The sequence below is a fragment of the Pseudomonas arabinosi genome, assembly GCF_047758675.1.
Lineage (GTDB): Bacteria > Pseudomonadota > Gammaproteobacteria > Pseudomonadales > Pseudomonadaceae > Aquipseudomonas > Aquipseudomonas arabinosi.
In genome coordinates, this window is sequence record NZ_CP180480.1 from 1,029,721 (window position 1) to 1,049,357 (window position 19,637).

The 19,637-nt window shown below is 54.6% G+C and carries 28 protein-coding genes; all 28 read left to right on the top strand.

Annotation, left to right across the window (positions count from 1 at the left end; genetic code table 11):
- Nucleotides 1–16: 16 nt before the first annotated feature.
- Nucleotides 17–4,216, top strand: a complete 4,200-nt coding sequence (gene rpoC / locus ACMXYJ_RS04645) for a DNA-directed RNA polymerase subunit beta' (protein WP_415758947.1) — start codon at nucleotides 17–19, stop codon at nucleotides 4,214–4,216.
- Nucleotides 4,217–4,432: 216 nt separating this feature from the next.
- Nucleotides 4,433–4,804 carry a 30S ribosomal protein S12 gene (gene rpsL, locus ACMXYJ_RS04650; protein ID WP_002555494.1) on the top strand — a complete coding sequence of 124 codons (372 nt, stop codon included), beginning with the start codon at nucleotides 4,433–4,435 and terminating at the stop codon, nucleotides 4,802–4,804.
- Nucleotides 4,805–4,922: 118 nt separating this feature from the next.
- A complete protein-coding gene (gene rpsG, locus ACMXYJ_RS04655) occupies nucleotides 4,923–5,393 on the top strand; it encodes a 30S ribosomal protein S7 (protein ID WP_002555493.1) in 471 nt (156 codons plus the stop codon).
- A 30-nt stretch (nucleotides 5,394–5,423) separates the two neighbouring features.
- Entirely contained in the window at nucleotides 5,424–7,529 is a 2,106-nt protein-coding gene (fusA, locus tag ACMXYJ_RS04660) for an elongation factor G (RefSeq protein WP_415758948.1), read from the top strand.
- 31 nt (nucleotides 7,530–7,560) lie between these two features.
- Nucleotides 7,561–8,754, top strand: coding sequence for an elongation factor Tu (tuf, locus tag ACMXYJ_RS04665; protein ID WP_046047317.1), 1,194 nt, complete (start codon nucleotides 7,561–7,563; stop codon nucleotides 8,752–8,754).
- 141 nt (nucleotides 8,755–8,895) lie between these two features.
- Nucleotides 8,896–9,207: a 30S ribosomal protein S10 gene (gene rpsJ / locus ACMXYJ_RS04670; protein WP_003186070.1), complete on the top strand. Its 312-nt coding sequence runs from the start codon at nucleotides 8,896–8,898 to the stop codon at nucleotides 9,205–9,207.
- A gap of 80 nt (nucleotides 9,208–9,287) precedes the next feature.
- Nucleotides 9,288–9,923 carry a 50S ribosomal protein L3 gene (gene rplC, locus ACMXYJ_RS04675; protein ID WP_003186059.1) on the top strand — a complete coding sequence of 212 codons (636 nt, stop codon included), beginning with the start codon at nucleotides 9,288–9,290 and terminating at the stop codon, nucleotides 9,921–9,923.
- 12 nt (nucleotides 9,924–9,935) lie between these two features.
- Entirely contained in the window at nucleotides 9,936–10,538 is a 603-nt protein-coding gene (gene rplD, locus ACMXYJ_RS04680; RefSeq protein WP_415758949.1) for a 50S ribosomal protein L4, read from the top strand.
- Complete coding sequence (gene rplW / locus ACMXYJ_RS04685) at nucleotides 10,535–10,834, top strand: 50S ribosomal protein L23 (RefSeq protein WP_002555488.1); 300 nt, start codon at nucleotides 10,535–10,537, stop codon at nucleotides 10,832–10,834. Before rplD ends, rplW begins: the two co-directional genes overlap by 4 nt.
- A gap of 14 nt (nucleotides 10,835–10,848) precedes the next feature.
- A complete protein-coding gene (gene rplB / locus ACMXYJ_RS04690; protein ID WP_003176423.1) occupies nucleotides 10,849–11,673 on the top strand; it encodes a 50S ribosomal protein L2 in 825 nt (274 codons plus the stop codon).
- A gap of 16 nt (nucleotides 11,674–11,689) precedes the next feature.
- Complete coding sequence (rpsS, locus tag ACMXYJ_RS04695) at nucleotides 11,690–11,965, top strand: 30S ribosomal protein S19 (RefSeq protein WP_002555486.1); 276 nt, start codon at nucleotides 11,690–11,692, stop codon at nucleotides 11,963–11,965.
- A gap of 13 nt (nucleotides 11,966–11,978) precedes the next feature.
- Nucleotides 11,979–12,311: a 50S ribosomal protein L22 gene (gene rplV / locus ACMXYJ_RS04700; RefSeq protein ID WP_003103908.1), complete on the top strand. Its 333-nt coding sequence runs from the start codon at nucleotides 11,979–11,981 to the stop codon at nucleotides 12,309–12,311.
- A gap of 13 nt (nucleotides 12,312–12,324) precedes the next feature.
- The gene (gene rpsC / locus ACMXYJ_RS04705; protein WP_003176422.1) at nucleotides 12,325–13,011 is read left to right on the top strand and encodes a 30S ribosomal protein S3; all 687 of its coding nucleotides are present in this window, start codon (nucleotides 12,325–12,327) and stop codon (nucleotides 13,009–13,011) included.
- Nucleotides 13,012–13,023: 12 nt separating this feature from the next.
- Nucleotides 13,024–13,437: a 50S ribosomal protein L16 gene (rplP, locus tag ACMXYJ_RS04710; RefSeq protein ID WP_008145497.1), complete on the top strand. Its 414-nt coding sequence runs from the start codon at nucleotides 13,024–13,026 to the stop codon at nucleotides 13,435–13,437.
- The gene (gene rpmC / locus ACMXYJ_RS04715) at nucleotides 13,437–13,628 is read left to right on the top strand and encodes a 50S ribosomal protein L29 (RefSeq protein WP_002555481.1); all 192 of its coding nucleotides are present in this window, start codon (nucleotides 13,437–13,439) and stop codon (nucleotides 13,626–13,628) included. Before rplP ends, rpmC begins: the two co-directional genes overlap by 1 nt.
- 2 nt (nucleotides 13,629–13,630) lie before the next feature.
- On the top strand, nucleotides 13,631–13,897 hold the full coding sequence (gene rpsQ, locus ACMXYJ_RS04720; protein WP_003176419.1) for a 30S ribosomal protein S17: 267 nt from the start codon (nucleotides 13,631–13,633) through the stop codon (nucleotides 13,895–13,897).
- Nucleotides 13,898–13,920: 23 nt separating this feature from the next.
- Nucleotides 13,921–14,289 carry a 50S ribosomal protein L14 gene (rplN, locus tag ACMXYJ_RS04725; RefSeq protein ID WP_002555479.1) on the top strand — a complete coding sequence of 123 codons (369 nt, stop codon included), beginning with the start codon at nucleotides 13,921–13,923 and terminating at the stop codon, nucleotides 14,287–14,289.
- 11 nt (nucleotides 14,290–14,300) lie between these two features.
- Nucleotides 14,301–14,615 carry a 50S ribosomal protein L24 gene (gene rplX, locus ACMXYJ_RS04730; protein ID WP_008145498.1) on the top strand — a complete coding sequence of 105 codons (315 nt, stop codon included), beginning with the start codon at nucleotides 14,301–14,303 and terminating at the stop codon, nucleotides 14,613–14,615.
- Between the two features lie 20 nt (nucleotides 14,616–14,635).
- Nucleotides 14,636–15,175: a 50S ribosomal protein L5 gene (gene rplE, locus ACMXYJ_RS04735; RefSeq protein WP_003176415.1), complete on the top strand. Its 540-nt coding sequence runs from the start codon at nucleotides 14,636–14,638 to the stop codon at nucleotides 15,173–15,175.
- Between the two features lie 13 nt (nucleotides 15,176–15,188).
- On the top strand, nucleotides 15,189–15,494 hold the full coding sequence (gene rpsN, locus ACMXYJ_RS04740) for a 30S ribosomal protein S14 (protein ID WP_003176414.1): 306 nt from the start codon (nucleotides 15,189–15,191) through the stop codon (nucleotides 15,492–15,494).
- A gap of 209 nt (nucleotides 15,495–15,703) precedes the next feature.
- Nucleotides 15,704–16,096: a 30S ribosomal protein S8 gene (rpsH, locus tag ACMXYJ_RS04745; protein ID WP_003186040.1), complete on the top strand. Its 393-nt coding sequence runs from the start codon at nucleotides 15,704–15,706 to the stop codon at nucleotides 16,094–16,096.
- Between the two features lie 12 nt (nucleotides 16,097–16,108).
- Entirely contained in the window at nucleotides 16,109–16,642 is a 534-nt protein-coding gene (rplF, locus tag ACMXYJ_RS04750; protein ID WP_003176412.1) for a 50S ribosomal protein L6, read from the top strand.
- Nucleotides 16,643–16,652: 10 nt separating this feature from the next.
- On the top strand, nucleotides 16,653–17,003 hold the full coding sequence (rplR, locus tag ACMXYJ_RS04755; RefSeq protein ID WP_003186037.1) for a 50S ribosomal protein L18: 351 nt from the start codon (nucleotides 16,653–16,655) through the stop codon (nucleotides 17,001–17,003).
- Nucleotides 17,004–17,006: 3 nt separating this feature from the next.
- Nucleotides 17,007–17,507 (top strand): 30S ribosomal protein S5, encoded by a 501-nt coding sequence (gene rpsE, locus ACMXYJ_RS04760; RefSeq protein WP_007943782.1) that lies wholly within the window; start codon nucleotides 17,007–17,009, stop codon nucleotides 17,505–17,507.
- A 2-nt stretch (nucleotides 17,508–17,509) separates the two neighbouring features.
- A complete protein-coding gene (gene rpmD, locus ACMXYJ_RS04765; protein ID WP_003186033.1) occupies nucleotides 17,510–17,686 on the top strand; it encodes a 50S ribosomal protein L30 in 177 nt (58 codons plus the stop codon).
- Nucleotides 17,687–17,689: 3 nt separating this feature from the next.
- Nucleotides 17,690–18,127 carry a 50S ribosomal protein L15 gene (rplO, locus tag ACMXYJ_RS04770; protein WP_007896782.1) on the top strand — a complete coding sequence of 146 codons (438 nt, stop codon included), beginning with the start codon at nucleotides 17,690–17,692 and terminating at the stop codon, nucleotides 18,125–18,127.
- Nucleotides 18,128–19,456 (top strand): preprotein translocase subunit SecY, encoded by a 1,329-nt coding sequence (gene secY / locus ACMXYJ_RS04775; RefSeq protein WP_008073883.1) that lies wholly within the window; start codon nucleotides 18,128–18,130, stop codon nucleotides 19,454–19,456. It begins immediately after the preceding gene.
- A gap of 27 nt (nucleotides 19,457–19,483) precedes the next feature.
- Nucleotides 19,484–19,600, top strand: coding sequence for a 50S ribosomal protein L36 (gene rpmJ, locus ACMXYJ_RS04780; protein WP_002555468.1), 117 nt, complete (start codon nucleotides 19,484–19,486; stop codon nucleotides 19,598–19,600).
- Nucleotides 19,601–19,637 lie beyond the last annotated feature (37 nt).

A 19,637-nucleotide genomic window follows, 5' to 3' on the forward strand; every position in this document is an offset into this window, starting at 1 on the left:
GCCAGGAGGAAAGGCCTTGAAAGACCTACTGAATTTGCTGAAAAACCAGGGTCAAGTCGAAGAGTTCGACGCCATCCGTATTGGATTGGCATCGCCTGAGATGATCCGTTCGTGGTCGTTCGGTGAAGTTAAAAAGCCGGAAACCATCAACTACCGTACGTTCAAACCTGAGCGTGACGGCCTGTTCTGCGCCAAGATCTTTGGCCCGGTAAAGGATTACGAGTGCCTGTGCGGTAAGTACAAGCGCTTGAAGCACCGTGGTGTGATCTGCGAGAAGTGCGGCGTTGAAGTCGCGCTGGCCAAAGTTCGTCGTGAGCGCATGGCGCACATCGAACTGGCTTCCCCGGTTGCCCACATCTGGTTCCTGAAATCGCTGCCGTCGCGTATCGGCTTGCTGATGGACATGACCCTGCGTGATATCGAACGCGTTCTCTACTTCGAGAGCTATGTCGTTATCGATCCAGGCATGACCACCCTTGAAAAAGGTCAGCTGCTCAACGATGAGCAGTACTTCGAAGCGCTGGAAGAGTTCGGCGACGATTTCGATGCCCGTATGGGTGCTGAAGCTGTCCGTGAACTGCTGCACGCTATCGACCTGGAACACGAGATTGGCCGTCTGCGTGAAGAAATTCCGCAAACCAACTCCGAAACCAAAATCAAGAAGCTGTCCAAGCGTCTGAAGTTGATGGAAGCCTTCCAGGGTTCCGGCAACCTTCCAGAATGGATGGTGCTGACCGTTCTGCCGGTTCTGCCGCCAGATCTGCGTCCACTGGTCCCGCTGGATGGCGGTCGCTTCGCGACTTCCGACCTCAACGATCTGTATCGTCGAGTGATCAACCGTAACAACCGCTTGAAGCGCCTGCTTGATCTGTCCGCTCCGGACATCATCGTGCGCAACGAAAAGCGTATGTTGCAGGAAGCTGTCGACGCACTGCTCGATAACGGCCGTCGTGGTCGCGCTATCACCGGTTCCAACAAGCGTCCTCTGAAATCCCTGGCCGACATGATCAAGGGTAAACAGGGTCGTTTCCGTCAGAACTTGCTCGGTAAGCGTGTTGACTACTCCGGTCGTTCGGTAATTACCGTAGGTCCGACCCTGCGTCTGCACCAGTGCGGTCTGCCGAAGAAGATGGCTCTCGAGCTGTTCAAGCCGTTCATTTTCGGCAAGCTGGAAATGCGTGGTCTCGCTACCACCATCAAAGCTGCCAAGAAGATGGTCGAGCGCGAACTGCCAGAGGTTTGGGACGTTCTCGCTGAAGTGATCCGTGAACACCCGGTTCTCCTCAACCGTGCACCGACCCTTCACCGTCTGGGTATCCAGGCGTTTGAACCGGTACTGATCGAAGGTAAGGCTATCCAGCTGCACCCGTTGGTCTGTGCTGCGTACAACGCCGACTTCGACGGCGACCAAATGGCCGTGCACGTACCGCTGACACTGGAAGCCCAGTTGGAAGCGCGTGCGTTGATGATGTCGACCAACAACATTCTGTCGCCAGCCAACGGTGAGCCAATCATCGTTCCGTCGCAGGACGTTGTATTGGGTCTGTACTACATGACTCGTGAAGCGATCAACGCCAAGGGCGAAGGTCGTGTGTTCGCGGATCTGCAAGAAGTTGACCGTGTGTTCCGTGCCGGCGAAGCCGCACTGCACGCTAAAGTCAAAGTGCGGATCAACGAAACCGTCAACGACCGTGATGGCGGCAGCGTGAGCGGCACTCGTATCGTCGACACCACTGTCGGCCGTGCGCTGTTGTTCCAGGTTGTTCCACCTGGCCTGTCGTACGACGTCGTCAACCAGCCGATGAAGAAAAAGGCGATCTCCAAGCTGATCAACCAGTGCTACCGCGTGGTTGGTTTGAAAGAGACCGTGATCTTCGCTGACCAGTTGATGTACACCGGTTTTGCCTATTCGACCATTTCCGGCGTTTCCATCGGTGTTAACGACTTCGTTATCCCGGATGAAAAAGCCCGCATCATCAATGCTGCTACTGATGAAGTGAAAGAGATCGAAAGTCAGTACGCCTCCGGCCTGGTAACCCAGGGCGAGAAGTACAACAAAGTGATCGACCTTTGGTCCAAGGCGAACGACGAAGTTTCCAAGGCGATGATGGCCAACCTCTCGAAAGAGAAAGTCATCGACCGTCATGGCGTCGAAGTCGACCAGGAATCCTTCAACTCGATGTACATGATGGCCGACTCGGGCGCACGGGGTTCTGCCGCGCAGATCCGTCAGCTCGCCGGTATGCGTGGCCTGATGGCCAAGCCGGACGGTTCCATCATCGAAACGCCGATTACTGCGAACTTCCGTGAAGGTTTGAGCGTACTTCAGTACTTCATCTCCACTCACGGTGCTCGTAAAGGTTTGGCGGATACCGCGTTGAAAACTGCGAACTCCGGTTACCTGACTCGTCGTCTGGTAGACGTGGCGCAGGATCTGGTAGTAACCGAGATCGATTGCGGCACCGAACATGGCCTGGTAATGACTCCGCACATTGAAGGCGGTGACGTTGTTGAGCCGCTGGGTGAGCGCGTATTGGGTCGTGTTATTGCCCGTGACGTGTACAAGCCGGGTACCGAAGAAATCATCGTTCCTGCCGGCACACTGGTAGACGAGAAGTGGGTCGAGTTCATCGAGCTGAACAGCATCGATGAAGTGATCGTGCGTTCGCCGATCAGCTGCGAAACCCGCTACGGCATTTGCGCCAAGTGCTACGGCCGTGACTTGGCTCGTGGTCACCAGGTGAACATCGGTGAAGCGGTCGGCGTTATCGCTGCCCAGTCCATCGGTGAGCCAGGTACCCAGCTGACAATGCGTACGTTCCACATCGGTGGTGCGGCCAGCCGGACCTCCGCTGCGGACAGCGTCCAGGTGAAGAATGGCGGTACCGTTCGTCTGCACAATTTGAAGCACGTGGAGCGAGTGGATGGTTGCCTGGTTGCTGTGTCCCGTTCCGGTGAGCTGGCAATCGCTGATGACTTCGGTCGTGAGCGCGAGCGTTACAAGCTGCCGTACGGTGCTGTGATTTCGGTTAAAGAAGGTGACAAGGTCGACGCTGGCGCAATCGTGGCCAAGTGGGATCCGCACACTCACCCAATCGTTACCGAAATGAAAGGTACCGTGACCTACGTGGGCATGGAAGAAGGCATCACGATCAAGCGTCAGACTGACGAATTGACCGGTATGACCAACATTGAAGTACTCGACGCCAAAGACCGTCCAGCTGCCGGTAAAGATATCCGTCCTGCTGTGAAGATGGTTGATGACAACGGCAAGGATCTCTTGCTGCCGGGTACTGACGTTATTGCTCAGTACTTCCTGCCTGCTAACGCCCTGGTTGGTGTAGCGGATGGCGCGAAGATTGCGATCGGTGATGTTATCGCTCGTATCCCGCAAGAGACTTCGAAGACCCGTGACATCACCGGTGGTCTGCCACGTGTTGCCGACTTGTTCGAAGCACGTCGTCCGAAAGAAGCCTCGATTCTGGCTGAAGTCAGCGGCACCATCGCGTTCGGTAAAGAGACCAAAGGCAAGCGCCGTCTGGTTATCACCCCGAACGACGGCACCGATCCGTACGAAGAGCTGATTCCGAAGTGGCGTCACCTGAACGTCTTCGAAGGCGAACAGGTAAACCGCGGCGAAGTTATCTCCGACGGTCCGAGCGATCCACACGACATCCTGCGTTTGCTGGGTGTGAGTGCGCTGGCCAAGTACATCGTGAACGAGATCCAGGACGTTTATCGTCTGCAAGGCGTGAAGATCAACGACAAGCACATCGAGACCATCCTGCGTCAGATGTTGCGTAAGGTTGAAATCGCTGAATCCGGCGACTCGACTTTCATCAAGGGTGACCAGATGGAGTTGACTCACGTTCTGGTAGAGAACGAGCGACTGGCTGGCGACGAGAAATTCGTTTCCAAGTTCACTCGGGTGCTGTTGGGTATCACCAAGGCGTCGTTGTCCACCGAATCGTTCATCTCGGCGGCTTCCTTCCAGGAAACCACTCGCGTACTGACCGAAGCGGCGGTAACCGGCAAGCGCGATTACCTGCGCGGCCTGAAAGAAAACGTGGTCGTGGGTCGTCTGATCCCGGCTGGTACCGGTCTGGCATATCACAGCGAGCGCAAGCGCCGCCGTGAAGCTGACAAACCGTTGCGCGTAAGCGCCAGTGAAGTGGAAGCTGCACTGACCGAAGCGCTGAACTCGAGCGGTAACTGAGTTCTGCGATAAATGAGCGTAAGGCCCTGGCCGTTCCGTTCATCGAATTGAGACAATTTGTCGAGGTTCGATGAGCGGGGAGGTCGGGGCCTTGCCTTGACTGGGGGCAAGATCCTCTTTAGACTCTTGTACCCCTAAATTTGGCGGGAATTCGTTCCTGCCATTTTGCTTTTCTTGCAAGACAATAGCGTCGCAAGACAACAGTGGAGCTAGTAGATGGCAACTATCAACCAGCTGGTACGTCAGCCGCGTAAGCGTATCGTCGAGAAATCCGACGTGCCTGCGCTGCAGAACTGCCCGCAACGTCGTGGCGTATGCACCCGTGTGTATACCACCACGCCGAAAAAACCTAACTCGGCACTGCGTAAAGTATGCCGTGTGCGTCTGACCAACGGTTTCGAGGTTTCCTCGTACATCGGCGGTGAAGGCCACAACCTGCAAGAGCACAGCGTGGTACTGATCCGCGGCGGTCGTGTAAAAGACTTGCCAGGTGTTCGTTACCACACCGTACGCGGTTCTTTGGATACTTCCGGCGTTAAAGGTCGTAACCAGGGTCGTTCGAAGTACGGTACCAAGAAGCCTAAGTAGTAGCGGCTTTTTGTAAAAACTGATTTTCTATTTTTCTGAGTCGATAAGAGTAAGGTCGGAGGCGTCCCGAAAGGGCACCGATTCCGAGCGAACCTGAAGACCGTTTGAGGGCTTATCCATGCCAAGAAGACGCGTAGCAGCCAAGCGCGAAGTGCTTGACGATCCAAAATACGGAAGCCAAATCCTGGCCAAGTTCATGAACCACGTTATGGAAAGCGGCAAGAAAGCCGTTGCCGAGCGTATCGTTTATGGCGCGCTGGAGAAGGTTAAAGAACGCAAGAACAGCGACCCCCTGGAAATCTTCGAGAAAGCTCTCGACGCCATCGCTCCGCTGGTCGAAGTAAAGTCGCGCCGTGTAGGCGGTGCTACTTACCAGGTTCCGGTTGAAGTTCGTCCGTCCCGTCGTAACGCCCTGGCAATGCGCTGGTTGGTAGACTTCGCCCGCAAGCGCGGCGAGAAGTCTATGGCTCTGCGTTTGGCTGGCGAACTGTTGGACGCTGCTGAAGGTAAAGGTGCTGCAGTTAAGAAGCGTGAAGACGTGCACCGTATGGCTGAAGCCAACAAGGCTTTCTCGCACTACCGCTTCTAATTTTAGCGTCACTAATTTTGCGAGGGCTTTATGGCTCGTACTACACCGATTAATCGCTACCGTAACATTGGTATCGTTGCTCACGTGGATGCTGGTAAAACCACCACCACCGAGCGCGTCCTTTTTTACACTGGCAAAAGTCACAAGATGGGCGAGGTGCATGACGGCGCCGCGACCACAGACTGGATGGTGCAGGAGCAGGAGCGTGGTATTACCATTACTTCTGCTGCTATCACCGCCTTCTGGCAGGGTTCCGAGAAGCAGCACAAAGACCAATACCGCTTCAACGTTATTGATACCCCGGGCCACGTTGACTTCACTATTGAAGTTGAACGTTCCCTGCGTGTACTCGATGGCGCGGTCGTTGTGTTCTGCGGCACCTCGGGTGTTGAGCCTCAGTCGGAAACCGTATGGCGTCAAGCCAACAAATACGGCGTTCCACGTCTTGTTTACGTAAACAAGATGGACCGTGCTGGTGCAAACTTCCTGCGCGTGATCGGTCAGATCAAGCAGCGTCTGGGTCACACTCCGGTGCCAATCCAGTTGGCCATCGGTTCCGAAGACAACTTCCAGGGTCAGATCGATCTGATGGCCATGGAAGCTGTTTACTGGAATGACGCTGACAAAGGTATGGTTCCAGTTCGTAAGCCTATCCCTGCTGAACTGCAGGAATTGGCTGACGAGTGGCGCGGCAATATGGTTGAGGCTGCGGCCGAAGCCAGTGAAGAGCTGATGAACAAGTACCTCGAAGGTGAAGAACTCACCAACGCGGAAATCAAGGCCGCTCTGCGTCAGCGTACTATTGCTGGTGAGATCGTTCTGGCTGTTTGCGGTTCTTCTTTCAAGAACAAGGGTGTTCCCCTGGTTCTCGACGCCGTTATCGACTACCTGCCTGCTCCAAGCGACATTCCTGCCATCAAGGGTACTGACCCGGATGACGAGACCCAGGAAATGGAGCGTCACGCAGACGACAGCGAGCCGTTCTCGGCTCTGGCGTTCAAGATCGCTACCGACCCATTCGTGGGTACCTTGACCTTTGTTCGAGTTTACTCGGGCGTGTTGGCCTCCGGCGACGGCGTGATCAACTCGGTTAAAGGCAAGAAAGAGCGCGTGGGTCGTATGGTGCAAATGCACGCAAACGCCCGTGAAGAAATCAAGGAAGTACGCGCTGGTGACATCGCGGCCTTGATCGGCATGAAGGACGTCACCACTGGTGAAACTTTGTGCAACGCTGACAAGCCAATCATCCTGGTTCGCATGGACTTCCCGGAGCCGGTTATTTCGGTTGCCGTAGAGCCTAAGACCAAGGACGACCAGGAAAAAATGGGTATCGCTCTGGGCAAACTTGCTCAGGAAGACCCGTCTTTCCGCGTCAAGACTGATGAAGAGACTGGTCAAACGATCATCTCCGGCATGGGCGAGTTGCACCTGGACATCCTGGTTGACCGGATGCGCCGTGAGTTCAACGTCGAAGCCAACATCGGTAAGCCTCAAGTTTCGTACCGTGAGCGCATCACGAAGAGCTGCGAAATTGAAGGCAAGTTCGTTCGCCAGTCCGGCGGTCGTGGCCAGTTCGGTCATTGCTGGATTCGTTTTGCTCCTGCTGACGAAGGTCAGGAAGGTCTGCAATTCCTGAACGAAGTAGTGGGTGGTGTGGTTCCTAAGGAATACATCCCGGCTATCCAGAAGGGTATCGAAGAGCAGATGAAGAACGGCGTTGTTGCCGGCTATCCGCTGATCGGCCTGAAGGCTACCGTGTTTGATGGTTCCTACCACGACGTCGACTCCAACGAGATGGCGTTTAAGGTGGCTGCTTCCATGGCAACTAAGCAACTGGCCCAGAAGGGTGGTGGTGAGTTGCTTGAGCCGATCATGGCGGTAGAGGTAGTTACACCTGAAGACTATATGGGTGACGTGATGGGCGACCTTAACCGTCGTCGCGGCATGATCCTGGGTATGGAAGACACGGTTTCCGGCAAAGTGATTCGCGCCGAGGTTCCGTTGGGTGAGATGTTCGGTTACGCAACCGACGTTCGTTCCATGTCCCAAGGTCGCGCAAGCTACTCTATGGAATTCAAAAAATACAATACAGCTCCGTCGCATATCGTCGAAACTGTTACCAAAAAACAAGGCTGATTCAGCCCCTTTAGGCTAGGAGTTAATTGTCGTGGCTAAAGAAAAATTTGACCGTACCCTCCCGCACGTCAACGTTGGCACCATCGGTCACGTCGACCACGGTAAAACCACGCTGACCGCTGCTCTGACTCGCGTCTGCTCCGAAATTTTCGGTTCGGCCGTTGTTGCTTTCGACAAAATCGACAGCGCTCCGGAAGAAAAGGCTCGTGGTATCACCATCAACACCGCACACGTTGAATACAACTCGCTGATCCGTCACTACGCTCACGTTGACTGCCCAGGTCACGCTGACTATGTGAAGAACATGATCACCGGTGCTGCTCAAATGGACGGCGCTATTCTGGTTTGCTCGGCCGCTGATGGTCCGATGCCACAAACTCGTGAGCACATCCTGCTGTCCCGTCAGGTTGGCGTTCCGTACATCGTTGTCTTCCTGAACAAGGCTGACATGGTTGACGACGCTGAGCTGTTGGAGCTGGTTGAGATGGAAGTGCGCGATCTGCTGAGCACTTACGACTTCCCAGGTGACGACACTCCGATCATCATCGGTTCGGCTCTGATGGCTCTGAACGGCCAAGACGACAACGAAATGGGTACCACCGCTGTTAAGCGCCTGGTAGAAACTCTGGACAGCTACATCCCAGATCCAGTTCGTGTTATCGACAAGCCGTTCCTGATGCCAATCGAAGACGTATTCTCGATCTCCGGTCGCGGTACTGTTGTAACTGGCCGTATCGAGCGCGGTATCGTCAAGGTTCAGGATCCACTGGAAATCGTTGGTCTGCGTGACACTACCGTCACCACCTGCACCGGTGTTGAAATGTTCCGTAAGCTGCTCGACGAAGGTCGTGCTGGCGAGAACTGCGGCGTGCTGCTGCGCGGCACCAAGCGTGACGACGTTGAGCGTGGCCAGGTTCTGGTCAAGCCAGGTTCGGTTAAGCCGCACACTACCTTCGAAGCTGAAGTGTACGTGTTGAGCAAAGAAGAAGGCGGTCGCCACACTCCGTTCTTCAAAGGCTACCGTCCACAGTTCTACTTCCGGACCACTGACGTGACCGGTAACTGCGAACTGCCGGAAGGCGTTGAAATGGTAATGCCAGGCGACAACATCAAAATGGTTGTCACCCTGATCAAAACCATCGCAATGGAAGATGGTCTGCGTTTCGCTATTCGTGAAGGCGGTCGTACCGTCGGCGCTGGCGTCGTAGCCAAAATCATCGCTTAATAAGTGATGACTTGAAAAAGCCCCCGCCTAGCGGGGGCTTTTTTATTGGGTTGACACTGTAGTAGCCCGTCTATAGAATTGCGCCTCCTTTTAACGGGCGTATTGCGCTCGCTGGGAATAGCAGCCGGAGTCTGAAATCCAATGCAAAATCAGCAAATCCGTATCAGGTTGAAGGCTTTTGACCATCGCCTGATCGACCAATCCACCCAGGAAATCGTGGAAACCGCGAAACGTACTGGTGCTCAAGTGCGTGGTCCAATTCCACTGCCTACCCGTAAAGAGCGGTTCACCGTTCTGGTCTCCCCGCACGTCAACAAAGACGCGCGTGACCAGTATGAGATCCGTACTCATAAGCGCGTTCTGGACATCGTCCAGCCAACGGATAAAACCGTTGATGCTCTTATGAAGCTTGATCTTGCGGCCGGTGTGGAAGTGCAGATCAGCCTCGGCTAAGACTCGGTCTTAGTCGTGTAACGCTCTGAAATGGGCGGCCATAGCGGGTGAAAGCCCCGTACACTCATGAGGTTTACAACATGACTATTGGTGTAGTCGGTCGTAAATGCGGTATGACCCGTATTTTCACCGAAGAAGGTGTCTCCATTCCGGTCACGGTCATTGAGATCGAACCGAATCGCGTCACCCAGTTCAAAACTGAAGAGACCGATGGCTATCGTGCAGTGCAAGTCACTGTAGGCGAGCGTCGTGCTTCGCGTGTTACAGCTGCTCAAGCTGGCCACTTCGCTAAAGCGAACGTTGCCGCTGGTCGTACCGTAATGGAATTCCGTCTTGAAGAAGGCGAGTACCAGGCCGGCGATCTGATCAACGCTGAAATCTTCGCCGCTGGTCAACTGGTTGATGTAACCGGTCAGTCCAAAGGTAAAGGCTTCCAGGGTACGATCAAGCGTTGGAATTTCCGCGGGCAAGATAATACCCACGGTAACTCCGTATCCCACCGCGTTCCAGGCTCTATCGGCCAGTGCCAGACTCCTGGTCGTGTATTCAAGGGCAAAAAAATGTCCGGTCATATGGGCGCTGAGCGCGTGACCGTGCAGTCCCTCGAAGTAGTGCGCGTGGACGCTGAACGCAATCTGTTGTTGGTCAAGGGCGCTGTTCCTGGCGCTACTGGCGGCAACTTGGTTGTACGTCCAGCAGCCAAGGCTCGCGGTTAAGGGGAAGCTGACATGCAATTAAATGTAAATGACGCTCAAGCGATCGAAGTTTCCGAACTGACATTTGGCGGCGAGTTCAACGAGACGCTGGTTCACCAAGCAGTCGTGGCCTACATGGCCGGCGGCCGTCAAGGTACCAAGCAGCAAAAGACCCGTTCCGACGTTCGTGGTGGCGGTAAGCGCCCATGGCGTCAGAAAGGTACTGGCCGTGCTCGTGCCGGTACTATCCGTAGCCCAATCTGGCGTGGCGGCGGTACCACTTTCGCAGCTCGTCCTCAGGATCACACCCAGAAGCTGAACAAGAAGATGTATCGCGCAGCAATGCGTTCCATCCTTGCTGAGCTGGTGCGTACTGATCGTCTGGTTGTGGTTCAGGACTTCGCTGTTGATGCACCGAAGACCAAAGATCTGCTGAACAAACTGACCGGCATGGGCCTGACTGACGTCTTGATCGTGTCTGAAGTAGTTGATCAGAACCTGTACCTGGCTGCTCGTAACCTGCCACACGTTGATGTACGTGACGTGCAAGGTTCCGATCCAGTTAGTCTGATCGCATACGACAAGGTGTTGATCACCGTGTCGGCCGTGAAGAAATTCGAGGAGCTGCTGGGATGAACCAGGAACGCGTATTTAAAGTTCTGCTTGGCCCGCACGTTTCCGAGAAGGCTACGGTTCTGGCTGACAAGAAAGGCCAGTTCGTTTTCAAGGTTGCAACTGACGCAACCAAGCTGGAAATCAAGAAGGCCGTCGAAAGCCTGTTCAGCGTGAAAGTAGAGCGTGTTACTACCCTGAATGTTCTGGGTAAGAGCAAGCGCACTGCTCGCGGTCTGGGCAAGCGTAATGACTGGAAGAAGGCAGTTATCTCCCTTCAGCCAGGCCAAGATCTCGATTTCAGCAGCAGTGCTGAGTAAGGAAGGGGTGCATCATGGCAATCGTTAAATGCAAACCGACTTCCCCTGGCCGCCGTTTTGTGGTCAAGGTGGTCAACCAGGAGCTGCATAAAGGCGCTCCTCACGCACCGCTGCTCGAGAAAAAATCGAAGACTGGTGGTCGTAACAACAATGGTCGTATTACCACTCGTCACATCGGTGGTGGCCATAAGCAGCATTATCGTCTGGTCGATTTCCGTCGCAACGACAAAGATGGCATCTCTGCCACTGTCGAGCGTATTGAATACGATCCAAACCGTACTGCTCACATCGCTCTGCTGCTGTACGCAGATGGCGAGCGTCGCTACATCATCGCCCCTAAAGGCGTGAGTGCTGGCGACCAGCTGATCGCAGGTGCTCTGGCGCCGATCAAGCCGGGCAACGCTCTGCAACTGCGTAACATTCCAGTTGGTAGCACCGTACACGGCATCGAATTGAAGCCAGGTAAAGGCGCGCAAATCGCTCGTTCCGCTGGTGCTTCGGCTCAGCTGATCGCTCGTGAAGGTGTCTACGTGACCCTGCGTCTGCGTTCTGGTGAGATGCGTAAAGTGCTGGCTGAATGCCGCGCGACCCTGGGTGAAGTCTCGAACTCCGAGCACAGCCTGCGTTCGCTGGGTAAAGCTGGTGCCAAACGCTGGCGTGGCGTTCGCCCAACCGTTCGTGGTGTTGCCATGAACCCGGTTGACCACCCACATGGTGGTGGTGAAGGTCGTACCTCTGGTGGTCGTCATCCGGTATCGCCATGGGGCTTCCCGACTAAGGGCGCGAAGACTCGTGGTAATAAGCGTACCGACAAAATGATCGTCCGTCGTCGCAAGTAAATAGAGGGATACGACAGTGCCACGTTCTCTGAAAAAAGGTCCTTTTATTGATCTTCACCTACTGAAGAAGATCGAAGTGGCGGCGGAAAAGAACGATCGCAAACCAGTTAAAACCTGGTCGCGTCGTTCGATGATCCTGCCACAAATGGTCGGTTTGACCATTGCAGTGCATAACGGTCGTCAACATGTTCCAGTTCTCGTGAACGAAGACATGGTCGGCCACAAACTGGGCGAGTTTGCCGGTACCCGCACATATCGTGGGCACGTGGCAGACAAGAAAGCCAAGCGTTAAGGGGTAAGGAACGATGGAAGTAGCCGCTAAGTTGTCGGGCGCTCGAATCTCCGCCCAGAAAGCCCGCTTGGTCGCCGACCAGATCCGCGGGAAGAAGGTGGGCGAAGCGCTCAACCTGTTGGCTTTCAGCAGTAAGAAAGCCGCCGAGATCATGAAGAAAGTGCTGGAGTCGGCCGTAGCCAACGCCGAGCATAACGAAGGCGCAGACGTTGATGACCTTAAAGTCAGCACCGTTTTCGTCAACGAAGGGCGTTCGCTGAAGCGAATCATGCCACGTGCCAAAGGCCGTGCTGATCGCATCGTCAAGCGGTCTTGCCATATCACTGTCAAGGTTGCTGACAAGTAACGGAGTCGAAGAGATGGGTCAGAAAGTACATCCCATTGGCATTCGCCTGGGAATCGTCAAGGAGCACACCTCCGTCTGGTACGCAGACGGTCGGACTTATGCGGACTATTTGTTCGCTGATCTGAAGGTGCGCGAGTATCTCCAAGACAAACTAAAAAGCGCGTCCGTAAGCCGTATCGATATCCATCGTCCGGCTCAGACTGCACGTATCACCATCCACACCGCTCGTCCAGGTATCGTTATCGGGAAGAAAGGTGAAGATGTTGAGAAACTGCGTCAGGACCTGACCAAGCAAATGGGTGTGCCTGTGCACATCAATATCGAAGAGATCCGCAAGCCGGAACTCGACGGTATGCTGGTTGCGCAGAGCGTAGCTCAGCAGCTGGAGCGTCGCGTAATGTTCCGTCGCGCTATGAAGCGCGCTGTTCAGAACGCCATGCGCATTGGTGCCAAAGGCATCAAAATCCAAGTGAGCGGTCGTCTCGGCGGTGCTGAAATCGCACGTACTGAATGGTATCGCGAAGGTCGTGTGCCACTGCACACCCTGCGTGCCGACATCGACTATGCCAACTACGAAGCTCACACCACTTACGGTGTGATCGGTGTAAAGGTTTGGATCTTCAAAGGCGAAGTAATTGGTGGTCGCCAAGAAGAACTGAAACCACAAGCACCAGCGCCTCGTAAAAAAGCTGCTAAGTAAGGGGTACGCCAAATGTTGCAACCAAAGCGTACGAAGTTCCGCAAGCAGATGACAGGCCACAACCGTGGTCTGGCACAGCGCGGTAGCAAAGTCAGCTTCGGCGAGTTCGCGCTGAAGTCTGTAGCTCGTGGTCGTCTCACCGCTCGTCAGATCGAGTCAGCGCGTCGTGCTCTGACCCGTCACGTTAAACGTGGCGGCAAGATCTGGATCCGTGTATTCCCGGACAAGCCTATTTCCAAAAAGCCACTCGAAGTTCGGATGGGTAAAGGTAAGGGTAGTGTGGAGTACTGGGTTGCCCAGATTCAGCCAGGCAAAGTCCTGTATGAAATCGAGGGTGTTACTGAAGAGCTGGCGCGTGAGGCTTTTGCCCTGGCTGCTGCAAAGCTGCCGCTCGCCACCGCCTTTGTTAAACGGACGGTGATGTGATGAAAGCGAATGAACTTCGTGAAAAATCCGCACAGCAGCTGAACGAGCAACTGCTCGGCCTGCTGCGCGACCAGTTCAATCTGCGTATGCAGAAAGCAACTGGCCAGTTGGGGCAGTCTCATCTGCTCTCGCAAGTTAAACGTGACATCGCTCGCGTGAAGACTGTGCTTAACCAGCAGGCAGGTAAGTAATCATGGCTGAAGCCGAAAAAACTGTCCGTACGCTGACTGGCCGTGTTGTCAGCGACAAGATGGACAAAACCATCACCGTTCTGATCGAGCGTCGCGTTAAGCACCCGATCTACGGTAAATACGTTAAGCGTTCGACTAAGCTGCACGCGCACGACGAAACCAACCAGTGCCACATCGGCGACAAAGTCACTATTCGTGAAACTCGTCCGCTGGCCAAGACCAAGTCTTGGGCATTGGTTGATGTTCTCGAACGCGCTGTGGAAGTCTAAGGACTAGGGGTCGGAGAAATTATATGATTCAGACTCAATCCATGCTCGATGTGGCCGATAACAGCGGCGCTCGCCGTGTTATGTGCATCAAGGTGCTGGGTGGCTCCCATCGTCGTTACGCTGGTATCGGTGACATCATCAAAGTTACCGTGAAGGAAGCAATTCCTCGCGGTAAAGTGAAAAAAGGCCAAGTGATGACTGCTGTTGTAGTCCGCACTCGTCACGGCGTACGTCGTGCTGATGGCTCCATTATCCGCTTTGATGGCAACGCTGCTGTTCTTCTGAACAACAAGCAAGAGCCGATCGGCACCCGTATCTTTGGGCCAGTGACCCGTGAACTTCGTACTGAGAAGTTCATGAAGATCGTCTCGCTCGCCCCAGAAGTGCTGTAAGGAGATCCGACATGCAAAAGATTCGTCGTGACGACGAGATCATCGTGATCGCCGGCAAAGACAAAGGTAAGCGCGGTAAGGTGCTTAAGGTTCTCGCTAATAACCGTCTGGTTATTGGTGGTCTGAACCTGGTTAAGCGTCATACCAAGCCTAACCCGGCGTCGGGCGTACAAGGCGGTATCGTCGAAAAAGAAGCTCCACTGGACGCTTCTAACGTCGCCATTTTCAACGGCGAAACCAACAAGGCTGACCGCGTTGGTTTCAAAGTAGAAGACGGCAAGAAAATTCGTGTCTTCAAGTCGACCCAAAAAGCGGTTGATGCTTGAACACTGCTAGGTAGAAGACCATGGCACGACTAAAAGAGATTTACTGGAAGGAAATCGCACCGAAGCTTAAGGAAGAACTTAAGCTTTCGAACGTGATGGAAGTTCCACGCGTTACAAAAATCACCCTGAACATGGGTCTGGGCGAAGCGGTCGGTGACAAAAAAGTCATCGAGCACGCTGTTGCTGACCTGGAAAAGATCACCGGCCAGAAAGTCGTTGTGACCTACGCTCGGAAATCCATCGCTGGCTTTAAAGTCCGTGAAGGTTGGCCGATCGGCGTCAAAGTGACCCTGCGCCGTGAGCGTATGTACGAGTTCCTGGATCGTCTGCTGTCGATCTCCCTGCCTCGGGTTCGCGACTTCCGCGGCCTGAATGCCAAGTCCTTCGATGGTCGTGGTAACTACAGCATGGGCGTTAAAGAGCAGATCATCTTCCCGGAAATCGACTACGACAAGATCGATGCTCTCCGCGGTCTGGACATTACCCTGACCACCACTGCCAAGAACGATGATGAAGGTCGCGCCCTGTTGCGTGCTTTCAAATTCCCGTTCCGCAACTGATTGGAGTAGGAAAATGGCCAAGATGAGCATGAAAAACCGCGAGCTGAAGCGTCAGCTCACGGTTGCCAAGTACGCCAAAAAGCGTGCAGCACTGAAAGCTATCATCGTTGATCTGAACGCAAGTCCAGAAGCACGTTGGGAAGCTACAGTAGCTCTGCAGAAGCAGCCACGTGACGCAAGCGCCTCGCGCATGCGTAACCGCTGCCGCCTGACCGGTCGTCCACACGGCGTTTACCGCAAGTTCGGCCTTGGCCGTAACAAACTGCGTGAAGCTGCAATGCGTGGTGACGTACCTGGTCTGGTTAAAGCCAGCTGGTAAGCACTATCAAAGTCTCGGTGTTCGGGGTCGCAAGATCCTGACCGCCGGTGACCTTGAACTTGAATCAAGCCCCTTTTGGGGCTTGATTCATTTGTGGGGTGTGTCTAGAATACCCGGCTCGCCTGAGCCCGTGCTTTTTCCGCATGGATGAGCTCGGCGACAAGTAGTAGCCGCAAGGCTAATTTTTTTGTATTAGGAGCGTCTAGCCCATGAGTATGCAGGACCCGTTAGCGGACATGCTAACTCGAATCCGTAATGCCCAGATGGCTGAAAAGTCCGTCGTAAGCATGCCATCTTCTACTTTGAAGGTAGCTGTTGCCAAAGTCCTGAAGGACGAAGGTTACATTGCGGGTTATCAGATCAGCAGCGAAATCAAACCACTGCTGTCCATCGAGCTGAAGTACTTCGAAGGCCGTCCGGTTATCGAAGAAGTGAAGCGCGTTAGCCGTCCAGGCCTGCGTCAGTACAAGTCCGTCGATGATCTGCCAAAAGTTCGTGGCGGTCTCGGTGTGTCTATCGTCTCCACCAACAAAGGTGTGATGACGGATCGTGCTGCGCGCGCTGCCGGTGTCGGCGGCGAAGTTCTTTGCACTGTGTTCTAAGGGGGGATAAGCATGTCACGCGTCGCTAAGAACCCCGTTAAGCTGCCAGCCGGTGTCGAAGTTAAATTCGCAGGCCAACAGCTTTCGGTGAAGGGTGCCAAGGGCACTCTCGAACTGAACATCCATTCGTCCGTTGAGATCGTTGAAGAAGCTGGTGAGCTGCGTTTCGCTGCTCGCAATGGCGATCAACAAACTCGCGCAATGGCTGGTACCACTCGTGCGTTGGTAAACAACATGGTCCAAGGCGTAAGCCAAGGCTTCGAGCGCAAGCTCCAGCTGGTCGGTGTTGGTTACAAAGCGCAAGCAAAAGGCACAGTGCTGAACCTGGCTCTTGGCTTCTCGCACCCAGTGGATTATGAACTGCCGGAAGGCATCACCGCTGAGACTCCTAGCCAGACCGATATCCTGATCAAGGGCATCGATAAGCAGCTGGTAGGTCAAGTGGCCGCCGAGATCCGCGACTTCCGTCCACCAGAGCCGTACAAAGGCAAAGGTGTGCGCTACGCGGACGAAGTCGTCCGTCGTAAAGAAGCCAAGAAGAAGTAGGGCATAGCAAATGACCGACAAAAAAGTTACTCGACTGCGTCGCGCTCGCAAAGCACGCCTGAAAATGCACGAACTCGAAGTCGTGCGTCTCTGCGTGTTCCGCTCGTCGCAGCACATCTACGCCCAGGTCATTTCGGCCGACGGCAACAAAGTCCTGGCATCTGCCTCGACTTTGGATAAAGAACTGCGTGATGGCGCCACTGGCAACATCGACGCGGCCACTAAGGTTGGCCAGCTGGTCGCTACGCGTGCTAAAGCCGCTGGCGTCTCGCAGGTGGCTTTCGACCGCTCTGGCTTCAAGTATCACGGCCGCGTCAAGGCGCTGGCTGATGCTGCTCGTGAAGCTGGGCTGGAGTTCTAAGTTATGTCAAATAACGACCAAAAGCGCGACGAAGGCTACATCGAGAAGCTGGTTCAAGTTAACCGCGTAGCCAAAACCGTTAAAGGCGGCCGTATCTTCACTTTCACCGCGTTGACCGTGGTTGGTGATGGTAAAGGGCGTGTTGGCTTCGGCCGTGGCAAGTCGCGTGAAGTGCCTGCTGCGATCCAGAAGGCAATGGAAGCTGCTCGCCGCAACATGATCCAAGTTGATCTGAACGGCACCACTCTGCAGTACGCAATGAAGTCCGGTCACGGCGCTTCGAAGGTGTACATGCAGCCTGCTTCTGAAGGTACCGGTATCATCGCTGGCGGCGCTATGCGTGCTGTCCTCGAAGTTGCTGGCGTTCAGAACGTTCTGGCCAAGTGCTACGGCTCGACTAACCCGGTAAACGTGGTTCACGCCACTTTCAAAGGTTTGAAAGCTATGCAGTCTCCTGAATCCATTGCCGCCAAGCGTGGCAAAAGCGTCAAGGAGATCTTCTGATCATGGCTACCGTAAAAGTTACGCTGATCAAAAGCATGACCGGCCGCATCCCTAACCACAAATTGTGCGTTAAGGGTCTGGGTCTGCGTCGCATCGGTCACACTGTAGAAGTACTTGATACTCCCGAGAATCGCGGGATGATCAACAAGGCTTACTACATGCTGCGTGTCGAGGGTTAATCGATGAAACTCAATGATCTGAGTCCAGCGCCGGGTTCCCGTCGCGAAAAGCATCGTCCGGGCCGTGGTATCGGTAGTGGTTTGGGCAAGACCGGTGGCCGTGGCCACAAAGGTCAGTCCTCCCGCTCCGGTGGCACCATTGCTCCAGGCTTTGAAGGCGGTCAACAGCCGCTGCATCGTCGCCTGCCGAAGTTCGGTTTCGTTTCCCTGAAAGCCATGGACCGCGCAGAAGTGCGTTTGTCCGAGCTGGCTAAAGTGGAAGGCGACATCGTCACCGTGCAGTCCCTGAAAGATGCCAACGTGATCAACGTCAACGTACAGCGTGTGAAAATCATGCTGTCCGGCGAAGTTACTCGCGCTGTTACCATCGGAAAGGGAATCGGCGCCACCAAAGGTGCGCGTGCGGCTATCGAAGCAGCTGGCGGCAAGTTCGAGGAATAAATGGCTAAGCAAGGTGCTCTCTCTGCGCTCGGCAAAGGCGGTATGTCTGAACTCTGGGCTCGTCTGCGTTTTCTATTCTTGGCGATTATCGTCTACCGAATAGGCGCACACATCCCGGTTCCAGGTATCAACCCGGACCGACTCGCGGACCTGTTTCGACAGAATGAGGGGACCATTCTTAGCTTGTTCAACATGTTTTCCGGCGGCGCGCTGGAACGGATGAGCATCTTTGCACTGGGGATCATGCCGTACATTTCGGCATCGATCATCATGCAGTTGATGACCGCCGTCAGCCCGCAGCTGGAACAGTTGAAGAAGGAAGGTGAAGCTGGGCGTCGCAAGATTGCTCAGTACACCCGCTACGGCACTGTCGTCCTCGCTCTCGTTCAGGCAATTGGCATGTCCATTGGTCTGGCGGGGCAGGGCGTTTCGTTCACTGGTGACTTTGGCTTCCATTTCGTCGCGGTATCCACTTTTGTGGCTGGTGCGATGTTCATGATGTGGCTGGGTGAGCAGATTACTGAGCGTGGTGTTGGCAACGGTATCTCGATGTTGATTTTCGCAGGTATCGTCGCCGGTCTTCCGAGAGCGATCGGGCAGTCTTTCGAGTCTGCGCGTCAGGGTGATATCAATATTTTCGCCCTGGTTGCCATCGGTTTGCTGGCAGTAGCGATTATCGGTTTTGTGGTGTTCATTGAGCGTGGTCAGCGTCGTATTGCTGTTCATTACGCCAAGCGTCAGCAGGGCCGTAAGGTCTTTGCTGCGCAGACTAGCCACTTGCCGTTGAAGGTGAACATGGCCGGTGTTATTCCAGCCATTTTCGCGAGCAGCATTTTGCTGTTCCCGGCTTCGTTGGGTACCTGGTTTGGTCAGTCTGAAGGTATGGGCTGGCTGCAGGACATCTCGCAGTCGATCGCTCCTGGTCAGCCGTTGAATATTCTGCTGTTTAGTGCAGGGATTATTTTCTTCTGCTTCTTCTATACGGCGTTGATGTTCAATCCGAAAGACGTAGCGGAAAACCTGAAGAAGTCCGGTGCCTTTATTCCGGGCATCCGTCCAGGTGAGCAGTCTGCGCGCTACATTGATGGCGTTCTGACTCGTTTGACCCTGTTCGGTGCTCTATATATGACGGCCGTGTGCCTGTTGCCCCAGTTCCTGGTGGTTGCAGCAAACGTTCCGTTCTACCTTGGCGGGACCTCGTTGCTGATCGTGGTCGTGGTTGTGATGGACTTCATGTCCCAAGTACAATCGCACCTCGTTTCGCACCAGTACGAATCCCTGATGAAGAAAGCCAACCTGAAGGGTTACGGCAGCGGCATGTTGCGCTGAGTACCCATAAGGTTCGAGGAGTTGGTGATGAAAGTTCGTGCATCGGTGAAAAAGCTGTGCCGTAACTGCAAGATTATTCGCCGCGAAGGTGTTGTTCGAGTAATTTGCAGCGCGGAACCGCGTCACAAACAGCGCCAAGGCTGAGTGTGATTGTGCTTCAAGCCCGGCAGCTAGTGCGCTG